9 protein-coding genes and 1 tRNA gene are annotated in these 12436 nt (G+C 62.8%); 2 read left to right on the forward strand and 8 right to left on the reverse strand.

The genetic code is table 11. The features are described from left to right. Positions 1-41 precede the first annotated feature (41 nt). The 5 genes from KHO30_RS37540 to KHO30_RS37560 all read right to left on the reverse strand — a co-directional run bounded on the left by KHO30_RS37540 (position 42) and on the right by KHO30_RS37560 (position 6132). On the reverse strand, positions 42-1607 hold the full coding sequence (locus tag KHO30_RS37540) for a methyl-accepting chemotaxis protein (protein ID WP_211703942.1): 1566 nt from the start codon (positions 1605-1607) through the stop codon (positions 42-44). A 465-nt stretch (positions 1608-2072) separates the two neighbouring features. Next, positions 2073-3584, reverse strand: a complete 1512-nt coding sequence (locus KHO30_RS37545) for a sensor domain-containing diguanylate cyclase (RefSeq protein WP_093644809.1) — start codon at positions 3582-3584, stop codon at positions 2073-2075. Between the two features lie 207 nt (positions 3585-3791). After that, the gene (locus KHO30_RS37550; RefSeq protein ID WP_200651899.1) at positions 3792-4493 is read right to left on the reverse strand and encodes an NAD(P)H-binding protein; all 702 of its coding nucleotides are present in this window, start codon (positions 4491-4493) and stop codon (positions 3792-3794) included. Between the two features lie 134 nt (positions 4494-4627). Continuing rightward, positions 4628-5503: an SDR family NAD(P)-dependent oxidoreductase gene (locus tag KHO30_RS37555; RefSeq protein WP_200651900.1), complete on the reverse strand. Its 876-nt coding sequence runs from the start codon at positions 5501-5503 to the stop codon at positions 4628-4630. A 56-nt stretch (positions 5504-5559) separates the two neighbouring features. Then, complete coding sequence (locus KHO30_RS37560; protein WP_211703943.1) at positions 5560-6132, reverse strand: TetR/AcrR family transcriptional regulator; 573 nt, start codon at positions 6130-6132, stop codon at positions 5560-5562. A 516-nt stretch (positions 6133-6648) separates the two neighbouring features. On the opposite strand from KHO30_RS37560, the gene KHO30_RS37565 reads away from it, so the two are divergent. Beyond that, a complete protein-coding gene (locus KHO30_RS37565; RefSeq protein WP_244864237.1) occupies positions 6649-8322 on the forward strand; it encodes a methyl-accepting chemotaxis protein in 1674 nt (557 codons plus the stop codon). Between the two features lie 84 nt (positions 8323-8406). Here KHO30_RS37565 and KHO30_RS37570 read toward each other — a convergent pair whose 3' ends face one another. Both KHO30_RS37570 and KHO30_RS37575 read right to left on the reverse strand, forming a co-directional pair. After that, on the reverse strand, positions 8407-10617 hold the full coding sequence (locus KHO30_RS37570) for a xanthine dehydrogenase family protein molybdopterin-binding subunit (RefSeq protein ID WP_211703945.1): 2211 nt from the start codon (positions 10615-10617) through the stop codon (positions 8407-8409). Positions 10618-10619: 2 nt separating this feature from the next. Beyond that, positions 10620-11081, reverse strand: a complete 462-nt coding sequence (locus tag KHO30_RS37575) for a (2Fe-2S)-binding protein (RefSeq protein ID WP_093644821.1) — start codon at positions 11079-11081, stop codon at positions 10620-10622. Positions 11082-11267: 186 nt separating this feature from the next. On the opposite strand from KHO30_RS37575, the gene KHO30_RS37580 reads away from it, so the two are divergent. Then, the gene (locus tag KHO30_RS37580; RefSeq protein ID WP_093644889.1) at positions 11268-12212 is read left to right on the forward strand and encodes an AraC family transcriptional regulator; all 945 of its coding nucleotides are present in this window, start codon (positions 11268-11270) and stop codon (positions 12210-12212) included. A gap of 132 nt (positions 12213-12344) precedes the next feature. Here the strand turns inward: KHO30_RS37580 and KHO30_RS37585 are convergent. Further along, positions 12345-12420, reverse strand: a tRNA-Ala gene (locus KHO30_RS37585). Positions 12421-12436: the final 16 nt, after the last annotated feature.

The raw sequence follows: 12436 nt of genomic DNA on the forward strand, positions 1-12436 counted from the left end.
CACCAGGCCTGGCAAGGGCGGTAAAACGCGTGTGAAGAGTGCTACGCGTGCCGCGCGTCCAACGAGAACACCGTGACCGCCGCTTGCAGTTGCCTCGCCTGGTCCGCCATCGACGCCGCCGCGGCCGCCGCCTGCTCGACCAGCGCCGCGTTCTGTTGGGTCACGTCGTCCATCTGTGCGACCGCGCGGTTTACCTCTTCGATGCCGGTGCTTTGCTCCTGCGACGCCGACGAAATCTCACCCATGATGTCGGTCACGCGTTTCACCGCATGTGTGACTTCCGCCATCGTCTGACCGGCCCGCTCGGCCAGTTCGGCGCCACTGCCCACACGCGCCGTCGAACTTTCGATCAGCTCCTTGATCTCCTTGGCGGACACCGCGCTGCGCTGCGCGAGCGAGCGCACTTCGCCCGCCACCACCGCAAAGCCACGGCCTTGCTCGCCAGCTCGCGCCGCTTCCACGGCTGCGTTCAGCGCGAGAATGTTAGTCTGGAACGCGATCCCTTCGATCACCGCGATGATGTCGGTCATGCGCTTCGAGCCAGCCGCCAACTCGCGCATCGTTTCAACCACATCGCCGACGAGGTGGCTACCGCGCGCCGCCACTTCCGACGCACCGTGCGCAACACCACCCGCCTGCTGCGCGTTCTCGGCATTCATCTTCACGGTCGACGTCAATTCCTGCATGCTCGATGCGGTCTCCTGCAGCGCGGCCGCCTGCTCTTCGGTGCGTTGCGACAGATCGGTGTTGCCCTGCGCGATCTCGCCGGAAGCCATCAGGATCGATTCGCTCGACTCGCTGATGCCCGAGACAATGCCGGCCAACCGCTCACGCATGTTGCGTAGCGCGAACAGCATGCTTTGGGTATCGCCCGCACGGGTATCGACGCGCACGCTCAGATCGCCATCGGCGATACGGTTGGCGATGTGCATGGCGTAAGCGGGTTCGCCGCCGAGCTGACGCGCGAGGCGCCGTGCGATCACCGTCGCGAGCAACGTGCCCGCCGCGATCGCGCCTAACACCAGCGCGAGCATCGCGATGCGCATGTGCTGATAGTTGGCGCTCGCCTCCTGCTGGGCTTCGTTGGCTTGCTGACGGCGATAGTCGATCAACGCCGTGATGCGATCGCGCAGCGCCTCGCTCGACGCAATCGCGCGGCGCACGAGTTCGTTGTTGTCGACGCCGGCCGGAATCGGTTCGAGACCGATCTGCTGATGCACGATGCCCTCCCACACCGCCGACTTGCGCAGCACCTCGTCGAACATCTCCTGACCCTTGGCTGTCGCGATGGTCGCGCGATACTGATCGTAGGCGCCGTGCATCTCCTTGAGCGAGGCGACGATGCTGTCCTTCAACTTTTGACGGCCGGCGTCGTCAGCGGCGTAGCCGAGATTCGCGGCGGCAAGATCGGAATCGATCTTGTGGCGGTTCGCCTCTTCCATCCAGTAGAGGCCGTTCATGTGCTGGTCGCAGATGGCGTCGGTAATGGCGTGCATCGACGACAACGTCTTCAGCGAAGTCCCGCCGATCACGACGCAGAACCCGATTACAACGGCAAACGCCAACAGCAGCTTCCTGAATACGGTCATGCGGTCGAACCACTTCATCTCACCATCCTTCATAAGTCCTGAGGGGACGCTCGCGTCGCTGCGGCATGGCAAACCGTTTCGCCATTTTTCAGATACTTGGCGACGCCGCCACCTCTTTTACGGCGTGCGTAGCAGAGACTTGATGCGATAAATGGTGGGCATAACCGGGACAGGATGATGTAAGGAATGCCTGGCACACAGGGGCCGGATCGCTACGTCAACGTGCTTTGCACGTCGAGGCAATGATTGGGATTTGTCTGATATTTGGGAATGGGCTGGGCTTTTAGACTTTGTTTGTTGCGTTCACCCCCCATGAGCGCACGTGATGTTGATGTAACTCTCCGACTTACCGCTCACGCTCCCCGGCGTGAGCGGCTTTTTTTTGTCTATACGTTTAGTTGGCCGGTGCACTCGCCGCTGTGTCCGGTGCCAACCGAACTCAGCGCGATTCGCGGGCCGGCACACCTGTGAAATTGTCCTGCCTCACTGCGCCGGCGACGCCACGGCACTCCGTCGATCCGCCCGTGCCGCCACCGGGTAGCAAAGCACCTGGTTGCGGCCGGCGTCCTTGGCCTCGTAGAGCGCCTCGTCCGCCGCAATGGCGAGTGCGCGGCTCGTAGCGAATACCTGGCGGCTGGTGCACGCAATGCCAATGCTGACGGTCAGCACATGGTGCGAGCTCGCGACATGGCGAAGCTCGAGCGCCTGAACCGCTGCGCGAATTTTCTCGGCGATGGTCGCCGCCCCGGCTTCGTCGGTATCCGGCAGAAGCACGGCGAATTCCTCGCCACCGTAGCGCGCAGCGGTATCGCCCGGGCGCCGTACGCTCTGCCCAATGCAACGCGCGACGGCAATGAGCGCATCGTCGCCGGCCGAGTGGCCGTAGAGATCGTTGAAGCCCTTGAACGTATCGACATCGATCAGCAGCATCGACAACGGCCAGCCGTTACGCTGCGCACGGCGCCATTCCTCTTCCGCATGTTCTTCGAACGTGCGGCGATTGTTCAGGCCAGTCAAGCCGTCGGTACGCGCGAGCACGCGCAACTCTTCTTCGGCCGCGCGACGCTGCCGCAGTTGCTGCGAGAACAGGAGCGCAAGCGCAATGATCACCACGTCGAGCGCCGCAATCAGCGAGCCGATGAGCCACGCGCGATGCCGCCACTCCACGTAGATATCGCGCGTAGAGAGCGCCACGTCGAGAATCAACGGGTACATATCGATGTGGCGGAATGCATACCAGCGCTCGACCCCGTCGATCGCCGCCGTGCCGAAGAAGTCCCCGCTCGGCTGCTGGAGGAAGCGCGAATAGTTCGAGGTGCCAGTCAGACTCCGGCCGATGATTTTCGGATCGTAGGGGCGCCGCATCAGCATCGTGCCGTCGTTCAGCATCAGCGCCATCGAGCCGCCCGAACCGAGATTCATGCCGGCGAAGAGATGCCTGAAGTAAGTAAGGCGCATCGTGCCGACCACCACGCCGCCGAAGCTGCCGTCCGGCCGCGAGATCCGGCGGCTCAACGCAATGCTCACGTCCTTGCCGGTCAGCTTGGGCATGAACGGCTGGCTAACGTACAGGCCGACATCGGGGGAATCGCGCTGAACCTTGAAATAGTCGCGCTCGGCGAGATTGACGGGACGCGGAGGCGAGGATTGCGAATCGAAGATGATGTTGCCGGCTGTGTCGAGTACGAAAATCGAACCCATGTCTTTCGCGCTGGCGGAGCCGTCGAACAGCACCATCTGGCGGATCTTCGGCGGCAGTTCCAGCACGCCGGGTTGTTTCAGCCCGTCGATTACCGCCCGCAGCGACAGATCGTAGATCTCGAGATTGCGTGACACGTCGCGCTCGACCAGCAGCGAGACGTTGAAGACCGAATCCTGGGCGCGCCGCAGCGCATCGTCGCGCATCTGTGCCAATACCCACACCGCGATCGCAAGGATCGCGCTGGCCAGCACGATACTGATGGCAATCACGATGTTCGGTCGGCGCGTCACCATGAACGTTTCATTCGAGCATGCGCTGACCTACGCGCGTGGAGAAGTTGGCGCGTCAGGAAGGCGCGTCTCGTGAAACGGTAGCCTACCAGACGCCGAGGCGCGTCGAATCAGGGAAAAGACAGGTTTTTGGCGGATTAAACGAATTTTTTCGACTAGGGGACGTCTCGGGCCGCGGCGCGGCGCGCGGACGTCACCCCGTCCGGGCGCTCAGCCCGCGTGCAGATCGAGCGCCGGCTCGGCTGCGGCGCGGCTGAGCGCCCTGATGTCCGCGACCTCGAGCACCGCTTTGGCGGCGCCATGACGCGCAACTTCCAGCATCGCCTGGCCAATGTCTTCGGTGCTCAGAATGTGATTGGGAAAGAGCGCGCGCAGCGTCGACAGAAGCGGCCTCGCCACCGTGTAAAACAACCGGTACGAGCGCGTTTTCGAAACGGCTCCGTTCAGCGGCTCGATCACACCGGGTCGGAACAGATAGACGGCCTTGAACGGCAGCCGTAGCAGCGCATTCTCCGTCCGGCCCTTGACCCGCGCCCACATAGTGCGGCCGTGTTCAGTGCTGTCGGTGCCCGCGCCTGACACGTAGACGAAAGTCATTTGCGGATTGAGACGGGCCAGCGTCTGCGCGGCGGCCAGCGTCAGGTCGTAGGTAAGGCGCACATACTCGGCCTCCTGCAGACCTGCCGACGAGACGCCCAGACAGAAAAAGCACGCGTCGAAACCCGTCAGCGAGTCTTCCACCGCCCGGTAGTCCATCAGGTCCGGCTGAATCAGCTCGTTCAGACGCGGATCGAGCTGACCGGTGCGCGTGCGGCCAACTGTCTGGACTACCTCGACGTCAGGCGCCCGCAGGCATTCTCGCAATACGCCCTGCCCGACCATGCCGGTCGCGCCGAAAATCAGAACCTTCATGATGCGTGCTCCATGATTGCGCCCGGCCAGCGCGCATTGTTCGAACCTTCAGATATGTCCTACAAGCGGGCGGCGACCGCTTTGTCCTGAGTGTGGCGGGCGATCTGGGTGCCGCCCGGCGGCCGCATGCGTGCTCAGGCTTTCGCCGGTGCGCCCGGAAATTCCGGCAGTGGCGTCGGCGCGGAGAAATCGGTGGCCGCGCTGACCGCTCGCCACGCTTCGGCCGCTGCAGCGCGCGCCTTGTCGCCTTCGCCGGCGAAATGCAATGCGTCACTACCGAGCAGAAGATGCGGCGGCAACGAATCGTGATACGCGAGCTTCAGCACCACTTGCGCAACCTTGGCGGGATCGCCGGCTTCCTTGCCGACGTACTGGGACAGCATATCCGCGACGGCGCCAACCGACGGCACATAGTCCGGCAGCAATTCCGGCGCCTCACCCATCGCGCCCGTGCCCCACTCCGTTTTCATACCGCCCGGCTCGAGCGCAGTGACGTGGACGCCAAACGGCGCGAGTTCCTGGCTGATCACCTCAGTGAAGCCGCCTACCGCCCACTTTGCAGCCTGATACGCGCTCAAGCCGGCGATCCCGACACGGCCGCCCACCGACGAAATCTGGATCACGTGGCCAGATCGCTGTTTCCGAAGTACCGGAAGCGCCGCACGCGTGACGTTAACCACACCATAGAAGTTGGTGTCGATCTGCGCACGGAAATCGTCTTCGGTAGTTTGCTCGAACGGCGCCAGATGACCGAAGCCCGCGTTGTTGACGACCACATCGAGCCGGCCGAAAGCATCGACTGCGGCCTGCACGGCCGCGCGTGCCGCCGCCGGATCCGTGACATCTAGCGCGACCGCGCGAACCTGCTCGCCGTAGCGTGTCACCAGATCCGCCAACTGCCGCGGATCGCGCGCCGTAGCCACCACCCGCTCACCGGCACGCAACGCCGTTTCGACGATATCGCGCCCAAGCCCGCGGGCGCTTCCCGTAACCAACCAGACCTTCGACATAATGTGCTCCTTTCGATTAATTGAGCGTGTGCGCGCTCATTAATAAGGTAAAAAAATTAGTTCTGGGCAATCGCGTGCCAGAACGCCTCAAAGCCGGCCTTGCGATAACGGTCGGCGTTACCCGGTTCGCGAGCGATGAAATCCATGGTGGTTTCGGCCAATGCCGCCATGATTGCCGACAGGAAAGCCGGCGGATGATCACGCAAGGCGCCGCTCGCCACGCTTGCCTGAATGATTGTGTTGATGTCTGCGAAAGACTCCATGCCAGTTGCACGCGTGCAGTCGGACAGACGCTCCGACACGGACAGTTGCGCCACGGCCCGGCGTTTTTGCGGCTGCGCCACGCCCCAGTCGACAAACCTGTTCCACACGTGCTGGATGCGCTCGCGCACGCTGGCTTGCTTCGGATAGGTCGTCATCATCACTTCGCGCAGCTCCGCCTTGATGTCCAGGTAGAGCTGGTTCAGCAGCTCGTCCTTATTGTCGAAATACGTGAACAACGTTCCTTCAGCCACGCCCGCGAGTTTTGCGATGCGCGCGGTGGGTGCGCTCAAACCCTGCTCGGCAATGACCTCCGTTGCGGCAGCAAGGATGGCGTTGCGTTTGTCTTCGCTTTTCGGACGGGCCATGCAGGTCGTTTCGACTACAAACAATTAATGAGTGATTGCTCAATCATATCCATCTGTGGCCGCTAGTTCAAGCCATTTTTTGTTGCCTGATGTTCGCCAGTAGGTTATTTGCCCGGACGCACGTCGGAAAATGAAATGAATATGTAAGTTTCATGCTTTCACCGCGCACCTAAATATATTCAAATCAATCGAAAACGATGCGTTCTTCGCGCATCGTGCGCAAGCTTTGTAGAGGAATACCCGGGATTTCTTAAGTCCGTAAGAATTCGATCCGATAACCAGTAAATGGGATACCCATTTATCGCCTGACGTTCGACGCACCTTCGGACGCGTCCTGCGAAAGGCACGAAGGGTAAACCGCGCGGGGCGGCCACGATGATCGGCTGCCAGATAGACGCTCCCATGCCCGGACCTGAGAGTCCACTGCGAACGCTTCAACGTTTCGTTATTGGAGAATAAAAAATCGTGACCCTCAAAAACCTCACCATCAAAACCAAACTCATCGCCGGTTTCGGCATGCTGTCTGTCGTTGTCGTCGCGGTTTCCGGCCTTTCCCTGAAGGCGCTGAGCGATTCGACCGATGGGTTTTCCAACTTCGTACACGGCATCAACGCACGCGCCGATATGGCGGTGCAGGTTCGAACCGCCGTGGATCGTAGAGCAATCGCGGCGCGCAACCTTGTGCTCGTGAGCAAACCCCAGGACCTCGAAGTAGAGAAAGCTGACGTAACGCGTGCGCACGAAGACGTGCAAACCGACCTGAAAAAGCTCAACGACATGATCGCCAGCGCGACCGACACGTCGGAGAAAGCACGCAGTCTCGTCGCCGAGATCAACCGGGTCGAGTCGGCTTATGGCCCGGTTGCCCTCAACATCGTCAATCTCGCGCTCACTAACAAGAGAGATGAAGCGATCGCCGAGATGGACGAGCATTGCCGGCCGCTGCTCGCCGCGCTGATTCGTGCGACCAACGCGTACGCTGACTACACGCGCTCACGCCAGGAACAACTGGTCAACGAGTACACGGCGCATTACGAAAGCCAGCGCAATCTGCTGATCGCGATCTGCCTTATCGCGCTGGGGCTCGCCGTCGGCGCATGCGTGGTGATCACGCGTGCCGTGACCGGACCGCTGCGTTTTGCGATCGACGTCGCGCGCACGGTGTCGGCAGGCGATCTGCGCACGCGCATCACGGTCGAGGGTCGCGACGAAACCAGCAAACTGCTGACCGCCCTGCGTGAGATGAATGAACGGCTGACGGTGACCGTCGGACGGGTGCGCGACAGCAGCACCAGCATCGCCGGCGCGGCACGCCAGATCGCGGCGGGCAATATGGACCTGAGCCAACGTACCGAGCAGCAGGCTGCTTCGTTGCAGGAAACGGCTTCCAGCATGGAAGAACTCACCTCCACGGTTAAGCAGAACGCCGACAACGCGCAGCAGGGCAGCATGCTGGCTGCGAACGCATCGTCGGTGGCGCAGAAGGGGAGCGAGGTCGTCGGTCAGGTGGTGAACACCATGCACGACATCAGCGACAGCTCGACGAAGATCGCGGACATCACGGGCATCATCGAAGGCATTGCGTTCCAGACGAACATCCTCGCGTTGAACGCGGCCGTCGAAGCCGCGCGTGCGGGCGAACAGGGGCGGGGTTTCGCGGTGGTGGCAAGCGAAGTCAGAAGCCTGGCTCAACGTTCATCGAGTGCGGCCAAGGAGATCAAGGATCTGATCGCCACTTCCGTGGACAAGATCCGTGACGGGTCCGCGCTTGCCGGCGAGGCGGGCAAGACGATGACCGAGGTGACTCAGGCAGTCGCACGAGTCACCGACATCATGTCGGAAATCGCGGCGGCATCGACCGAACAAAGCCGTGGCATCGAGCAGGTCAATCTTGCGATTACGCAGATGGACAACGTCACGCAGCAGAATGCGGCTTTGGTGGAAGAGGCGGCTGCGGCTTCGCGGTCGATGGAAGACCAGGGGGAACAACTGACTGACGCCGTGGCGTTTTTTCAGGTGAAGGATTCGGCGGCTGCGGTAGCGGTAGCTCCGGTTCCTGCTCGACGGGAGGCGCAGCGACGCGAGGTTGCGGTTGCTGCTGCTCCTAAGCGCGTTGTGCGGGCTACGGCCGCTGCGCCGGTTGCTGCGCTTGCTACTGCAACCGTAGATGAAGGGTGGGATAAGTTCTGATTCAGGAAAGCGCCACGCTCCCGCATGACAAGCATGCGGGAGCGCAGTCAATCACGACGCGGCGCGTCGTCTTAGGTCAGCCCGTCAGGCGGTCTTTTCCGAAGCGGCAGGAAACGGCAGCGAGTGAATCCGCCTGCCGGTGGCCGCGAAGATCGCGTTCGCGACCGCCGGCCCGACCGGTGCGACACCCGGCTCGCCGACACCCGTCGGCGCTTCGCCGGACTGCACGATATGCACCTCGACCTTGGGCATCTCCGCGAACCGCAGCACCTGGTAGCCGTCGAAGTTGTTCTGCTCGACCTTGCCGTCCTTTAACGTGATCGCGCTGTGCAACGCCGCGCCGAGACCGAAGCCGATGCCGCCTTCCATCTGTGCGGCGATGACGTCCGGATTGATCGGCGTGCCGCAATCCACCGCACACACGACGCGCTCCACTTTCACGTTACCGTCCTTGTCGACGGAGACTTCCGCGACTTGCGCGACAAACGTCTTGAACGCCTCGGCTACCGCGATGCCGCGCCCGCGGCCTTTGGGCAACGGTTTGGCCGGGTCCCAGCCCGCTTTCTGCGCAGCGAGTTCGAGCACGCCCCGCATACGCGGTTCATGCGCGAGCAGATCGCGGCGGAAAACGAACGGGTCCATGCGTGCGGCGTGCGCGGCTTCGTCCATGAACGCCTCGACCGCGAATGCCGTATGCGAGCTGCCGACCACCCGCCACCACAACACAGGCACGCCGGTCTGCGTGGTCGTCAGTTCGACCGAGACGTTCGGAATCGCGTAGGCCACGTTAGCGGCGCCCTCGATGGACGTCCCGTCGATCCCGTTCTTGACCATCACGCTGGCGAACGGCGTGCCGGCAAGAATCGACTGACCGACGATGCGATGCCGCCAGCCGACGAGCTTGCCGTCTGCGCTCAGGCCCGCGTCGAGCTTGTGGAAGTACATCGGCCGGTAGAGGCCGCCGTGGATGTCGTCCTCGCGGGTCCACTGCAGCTTGACCGGCGTGCCGTTCGCACCCAGCGCCTTCGCGATCGACACGGCCTCGACGATATAGTCCGACTGGGTGTTCGCGCGCCTGCCGAAGCTGCCACCCGCATACAGCGTGTGGATCTTGACCTGCTGCGGATCGAGTCCCGCCGTATGTGCGGCGTTGGCCTGATCGACGGTCTGAAACTGGTCGCCGGCCCAGATTTCGCAACTGTCAGCGGTGAGTTTGACAACCGCGTCGAGCGGTTCCATCGGCGCGTGAGCGAGATACGGGAACGCATAGCTGGCGGAGATTTTCTTCACCGCGCCTGCGAGCGCCTTCGTCGCATCACCGTCTTTTCGGGCGGACATGCCTGGCTGCTCGGCGAGCTGCCGGTATTCAGCCATGATCGCGTCCGAGCTGCGCTTTTCGGCCTTTGAATCGTCCCAATCGACCTTCAACGCATCGCGGCCCTGCTTCGCCGCCCAGAAACCCTTCGCGACCACCGCGACGCCACCCGGCACCTGCACGACCGAGACGACGCCGGGCACTGCTTTCGCGGCCGACGCATCGAACGATTTGACCGTCGCGCCGAAGAGCGGCGGACGCTGCAGCAGCGCGACCAGCATGCCGGGGAACGTCACATCGAGCGTGAACTGCGCGGTGCCGTTGGTTTTCGGCGGCACGTCGACACGCGGCAGCTGATGGCCGATCAAACGAAAATCCTTCGGCGACTTGAGCGTGACCGTATCCGGCACCGGCAAGCGGGCCGCGGCCGACGCGAGCGAACCGTAGGTCGCGGTCCGGTTCGTGGCCGCGTGATGAACGCTGCCGTCGAGCGTCGTCAGCTCGGATGCGGGCACCTGCCACTGCGCAGCGGCGGCGGAGACCAGCATCGCGCGCGCTTTCGCGCCGGCTTCGCGCAATTGCATCCACGAGTTGGCCATCGCCGAACTGCCGCCCGTGCCCTGGATCGTGCCGAACGCGAGATTCGCGTAGCGTTTCGCATCGGCGGGCGCGCTTTCGACACGCACGTCCTGCCAGTTCGCATCCAGCTCTTCCGCGACGATCGTCGCGATGCCGGTGTACGCGCCCTGGCCCATCTCGACATGCTTCGCAATGACCGTGACGCTGTTGTCCGGCGCGACGCGCAGGAATGCATTGGGCGCGAACGTCGCGTCGGGCATCGTGGCGGCGAGCGCGCGGCGGCCCGTGCCCGCCCATTCGAAACCGATGGTGAGACCGACTGCCGCGAGGGCGCCGGCTGCTTTCAGAAAGGTTCGGCGCGACGGGCGTACCGCATCCTTGAGATCGAGATCGGTCGTCATGGTCAGGCCTTCAGGGTGGCAGCGGCTTCGTGGATGGCCGCGCGAATGCGGGTATAGGTCGCACACCGGCAGATGTTGCCGTTCATCGCGGCATCGATGTCGGCGTCGGTGGGCGTGGCGTTATGTTCGAGCAAGGCTGTCGCGGACATGATCTGTCCGGACTGACAGTACCCGCACTGCGGCACCTGCAGCTTGACCCATGCAGCCTGGATGGCTTTCGCGGGCCGGCTTTCGATGCCTTCGATAGTCGTGATGCGCTTACCCGCGATAGCCGCAAGCGGCAGCACGCACGAGCGGGTGGCCTCGCCTTCCAGATGAACCGTGCAGGCGCCGCATTGCGCCATGCCGCAGCCGAACTTCGTGCCGTGCAGGCCCGCGTCCTCGCGGATTGCCCAAAGGAGCGGCGTGGTGGGATCGGCGTCGAGCGTAACGTTCTTGCCGTTGAGGACAAACGATGTGGACATGGAACCTCTCCGTGGGGAAAGCCCGGACTTGGCGCCGGGTGTACGCGGCAGTGTGTACCGACTGCCTGCGGTTGCGCTTACACAATCCTGCAAATTTATTGAACAATGCTGCAAATCGAGCAGGCCAGCCGCGCTTGTCCGGCAGCGGTTGGGTATGCTCAATTCCGTTCACGGAGTTCCATGCGCATGAAACAGCATTCCTCCCGGCCCGATCCTTCGGCGGAACGCGAAACCGCGCGCCGGGAACTCGCCGCGCTCATCAGCCGCTTCGCGCCGACGGACGGCACCCATCAGACGGCGATCCCGTCGCTCACGTTTTATCGCTACTCGCAGCCCGTGGATCTCGGCTGCGGCGTGACGAGCTCCGCATTCGTGTTCGCGGCGCAGGGCGCCAAGCGGGTCATGGTCGCGGGGCAGGCGTACGTCTACGATCATCTGCATTGCCTCGTGACATCCGTCGATCTGCCGGTGATGTCGCGGGTGACGCGGGCCTCACCCGACGCGCCTTATCTGTGTGTGAAGTTCACGCTCGATCCGCAGCGGATCGTCGAACTGGCGACGCAGTTGCGCCTGCCAGAACCGGATGCCGCGTCGGCAGGCGAAGGCATCGCCGTGGCCACGCTCTCGGCACCGGTTTTCGATACCGCGCTGCGACTCGTACGATTGCTCGATACTCCGGGTGACATTCCCGTACTCGCACCGCTCATCGAAAAGGAATTGCTCTACCGGCTGATGACGAGCGAGCAAGGGAAACGGCTGCGGCAGGTCGCGGTGAACGGGAGTCAGACGTACCGGATCGCGCGGGCAATCGAGTGGATCCAGAATCACTACACCGAGCTTTTGCGGATGGAGACGCTGGCACATGCGGTGAACATGAGCGTGTCGTCGCTCCATCATCACTTCAAGAACGTCACGACACTGACTCCGCTGCAGTATCAGAAGCAACTGCGGCTACACGAGGCGCGCAGATTACTGCTCAGGCATAGCGGAGATGTCGGGTCGGTCGCGGTCCGGGTCGGGTATGACAGCCCTTCGCAGTTCAGTCGCGAATATAGCCGGCACTTCGGCGCGCCGCCGCTTCGCGACATCGCGCAGTTGAGGCGTTTGGACGGGGTGGAGTTTCGGGAGTAGACGTAAGTCGCATTCGCGACATCTCCCTTTGGGGGTGACGGGGCGATTGGATTTCGTTAGAAACAGAAAACCCCGCAAGCCTTTCGGCTGCGGGGTTTTCGGACAATCTCGGACAACTTTCGATGTGATCTTTGGTGGAGAGGAGGAGGATCGAACTCCCGACCTTCGCATTGCGAACGCGACGCTCTCCCAGCTGAGCTACCCCCCCAACGTGCAAACAATTC

The organism is Paraburkholderia aspalathi (genome assembly GCF_905220735.1).
Classification (GTDB): Bacteria; Pseudomonadota; Gammaproteobacteria; order Burkholderiales; family Burkholderiaceae; genus Paraburkholderia; species Paraburkholderia aspalathi.

Coding starts and splice junctions, on each gene's coding strand:
- KHO30_RS37540 (WP_211703942.1), bottom strand. CDS start 1,607: ATGAAGTGGTTCGACCGCATGACCGTATTCAGGAAGCTGCTGTTGGCG.
- KHO30_RS37545 (WP_093644809.1), bottom strand. CDS start 3,584: ATGGTGACGCGCCGACCGAACATCGTGATTGCCATCAGTATCGTGCTG.
- KHO30_RS37550 (WP_200651899.1), bottom strand. CDS start 4,493: ATGAAGGTTCTGATTTTCGGCGCGACCGGCATGGTCGGGCAGGGCGTA.
- KHO30_RS37555 (WP_200651900.1), bottom strand. CDS start 5,503: ATGTCGAAGGTCTGGTTGGTTACGGGAAGCGCCCGCGGGCTTGGGCGC.
- KHO30_RS37560 (WP_211703943.1), bottom strand. CDS start 6,132: ATGGCCCGTCCGAAAAGCGAAGACAAACGCAACGCCATCCTTGCTGCC.
- KHO30_RS37565 (WP_244864237.1), top strand. CDS start 6,649: ATGCTGTCTGTCGTTGTCGTCGCGGTTTCCGGCCTTTCCCTGAAGGCG.
- KHO30_RS37570 (WP_211703945.1), bottom strand. CDS start 10,617: ATGACGACCGATCTCGATCTCAAGGATGCGGTACGCCCGTCGCGCCGA.
- KHO30_RS37575 (WP_093644821.1), bottom strand. CDS start 11,081: ATGTCCACATCGTTTGTCCTCAACGGCAAGAACGTTACGCTCGACGCC.
- KHO30_RS37580 (WP_093644889.1), top strand. CDS start 11,268: ATGAAACAGCATTCCTCCCGGCCCGATCCTTCGGCGGAACGCGAAACC.